Raw genomic sequence first — 2,420 nt, 5'->3', positions numbered from 1 at the left:
CTCCGTTTTCGATCTTGAATCAGAAATGAGACCAAACGGGAATCCCTTGATTGCAGACACGGCCTAGGCCTCGTCGGCGTCGAACAGAACGCCATCGTGAAGTTCTTTTCGATCGTCGCGGTCGTGCTGCTTCCGCCGACGCTTGTTACCGGGATCTATGGAATGAATTTCCACGTCATGCCCGAACTGAGATGGGCCTATGGTTATCCGACGGCCATTCTGGTGATGCTCGCTTCGGCGATCCTTCCCTATCTCTGGTGCCGGTCCCGCGGATGGCTTTGAGGACATGTGGTGGAAATTCCTACAGGCACCTGGGGCACTGGACAGCGACAAATGCCTGGACGTCGTGCTTCGGTTGTTCGACACCACGCATGGTTGCGAAGACACGCCTAAAGAACCTGGTGGGCCGATCAAGGAATCGCCCTCCGGATCGAGACGACTGACGAAATCACCTCCGGCAGCGGGCACCGCCGGAGGTTATATCGTCAGCGTTCGCGATCTATTGTGTCGCGGGTGTAGTTTGCTCGACGGGCGGCGTCACCGCTGCCGTGGTGTCCGTGCCGAACCAGTCAAACCAGTAGACCGCTGCGGCAAGAACGATGATCACGGCTGCGGCGATACCGCCCCAGAGCCGCCAAGTCGTGCCGTTTGGGTCGTTCAGGCTTTGTGCCATTTGTCCTGACCTCCGCAGGTTGAAGGACGTAACAGATCCAAGCGGATCATTCCGCCGGTTCCTTGATCACGCCGGCTTCGAGCGCAGCGGCGAGTTCGGCCTCGTCGACCATTCCGTCACCGCTCGTGTCGACTGTAGCAAAGGTGTCCTCGGTGAGGCCGGGATATGCCTCCGCCATTTCAGTGAAGGAAATCATCCCGTCGCCGTCGGAATCTACATCCGAGACCATGAGGGCAAGAGCGGGGGCCGCAAACAGAGCGGCTGCAAGCGCACCAACTGTCATACGACGCATATTGAAGTCTCCAGTCCTTGAACGACTGCCCGGGTCATTCTCCCCGGCAGAGCCGGAGCCATTCTCCGGCATGGAGACATCAAGACCCGGTCTTGCGAGTCGTTCATTGACGGCCGTCAACACGTCGCGGACAGAGCTGTGCTCTCGTTCCGGCAGCGTTTCGACCTGGCGCGAGTCGCGTCGGGTAATCGCAACAACGGAGGCGAAACATGTTCTATCCTACATCTTCGCGCCGCAGCGATCCGTTCGCGCACATGCGCTCGATGCTGCTTGATTTCGACCGTGCGACGCCGGCGCGGCCCGCCCTGTCGGTGTTCCCGGCTGTGAACGTCTGGCAGGGCGAAGAGGCCGTCGCGGTCACGGCCGAAATCGCCGGGGTGGACCCGGCGGACATCGACATTTCGGTCAAGGACGCCGTTCTGACGGTCGCTGGCGAGCGCAAGGTGCCGGAAGCTTCCGAGGGCGCCCGTTGGCACCGCAACGAGCGCAGCTTCGGCAAGTTCTCCCGCACCGTCCGGCTGCCCTTTGCCGCCTCCAACAACAAGGTCGAGGCACGGATGACCCACAGCGTGCTGCGGATTGTGGTTGGTCGTCCGGAAGAGGACAAGCCGCGCAAGATCGAAATCAAGGCCGCGTGAGGGGAGGACAGTTCCATGAACAACGATGTGACCCAGACCGCTGGAAAGCCCGCGGCCGATACCCCCGAGACCATGACCGGAGCACGCGTCTACCGGCCGCTGACGGATATCATGGAGACCGACGAGGGCGTGACCCTGATGCTCGAGGTGCCGGGCGTTGCTGCCGATGACGTCGATGTCACGCTGGAAAAGCGCGTGCTGACGATCCGCTGCAAGGTTCATTACACGCGACCGGACAAGCTGCAGCTGGCCTATGCGGAGTACGGCGAGGGCGACTACGAGCGGGCGTTCACGCTGTCGGACGACTTTGATCCCGACAAGATCGAGGCCGCGATGGCCAACGGCGTGCTGACGCTCACGCTGCCCCGGGCTGCCGAAGCCCAGCCCAGGAAGATCGCCGTCAAAGGCGCGTGATCACAGGAGGATAGACAGATGCAGATCAAGGACCTTATCCCTTGGGCGCGCAAGGAACATGCGCCCGAACCCAAGAGCGATGATCAGAACCCCATCGCCGCGCTGCAACGGGAAATGAACCGCGTGTTCGAGAGCTTCTGGAACCGCACCAGTGATCTGGACTGGCCATGGCGCGGTGGCGAGGCGAAGTCGGATGTCGTCGAGACTGGGGACGCGATCGAGGTGTCGATCGAACTGCCCGGCATGGAGATGAAGGACATCGAGGTGTCGGTCACCGACGACATGCTGACCGTGAAAGGCGAGAAGAAGGTCGAACGGCAGGAGGAAAAGAAGGACTACTACGTTCAGGCTGAACAAACTTCTGGCTGGCCGCTCTGACGATTGCCGCGACAGTTTTCAGCCA

General features: G+C 61.1%; 6 protein-coding genes. 4 read left to right on the top strand and 2 right to left on the bottom strand.

The window, feature by feature from the left end; all coding sequences use genetic code 11:
- Positions 1-18: 18 nt before the first annotated feature.
- Entirely contained in the window at positions 19-282 is a 264-nt protein-coding gene (locus DDE13_RS22295; RefSeq protein WP_111406386.1) for a CorA family divalent cation transporter, read from the top strand.
- Between the two features lie 217 nt (positions 283-499).
- Here the strand turns inward: DDE13_RS22295 and DDE13_RS23140 are convergent, their stop codons facing one another.
- Together DDE13_RS23140 and DDE13_RS22290 are read right to left on the bottom strand one after the other, a co-directional pair.
- On the bottom strand, positions 500-673 hold the full coding sequence (locus DDE13_RS23140) for a hypothetical protein (protein ID WP_162631196.1): 174 nt from the start codon (positions 671-673) through the stop codon (positions 500-502).
- 46 nt (positions 674-719) lie between these two features.
- Entirely contained in the window at positions 720-965 is a 246-nt protein-coding gene (locus DDE13_RS22290; RefSeq protein ID WP_111406385.1) for an EF-hand domain-containing protein, read from the bottom strand.
- A 263-nt stretch (positions 966-1,228) separates the two neighbouring features.
- Here DDE13_RS22290 and DDE13_RS22285 point away from each other — a divergent pair, with 263 nt between their 5' ends.
- Genes DDE13_RS22285 through DDE13_RS22275 form a run of 3 tightly spaced genes read left to right on the top strand, consistent with a single transcriptional unit; the run spans position 1,229 to position 2,395 of the window.
- Positions 1,229-1,603: an Hsp20/alpha crystallin family protein gene (locus DDE13_RS22285; protein WP_235868822.1), complete on the top strand. Its 375-nt coding sequence runs from the start codon at positions 1,229-1,231 to the stop codon at positions 1,601-1,603.
- A gap of 15 nt (positions 1,604-1,618) precedes the next feature.
- Positions 1,619-2,017, top strand: coding sequence for an Hsp20/alpha crystallin family protein (locus tag DDE13_RS22280; protein WP_111406383.1), 399 nt, complete (start codon positions 1,619-1,621; stop codon positions 2,015-2,017).
- Positions 2,018-2,035: 18 nt separating this feature from the next.
- Positions 2,036-2,395, top strand: a complete 360-nt coding sequence (locus DDE13_RS22275) for an Hsp20/alpha crystallin family protein (RefSeq protein WP_111406382.1) — start codon at positions 2,036-2,038, stop codon at positions 2,393-2,395.
- The last annotated feature ends 25 nt before the right edge of the window (positions 2,396-2,420 follow it).

Origin of the sequence: Meridianimarinicoccus zhengii (genome assembly GCF_003254465.1) — a bacterium.
In the GTDB taxonomy this organism is placed as follows: Bacteria; Pseudomonadota; Alphaproteobacteria; order Rhodobacterales; family Rhodobacteraceae; genus Meridianimarinicoccus; species Meridianimarinicoccus zhengii.
Note: the sequence above shows the minus strand (reverse complement) of the source record. Positions and strands in the feature narration are given on the sequence as shown.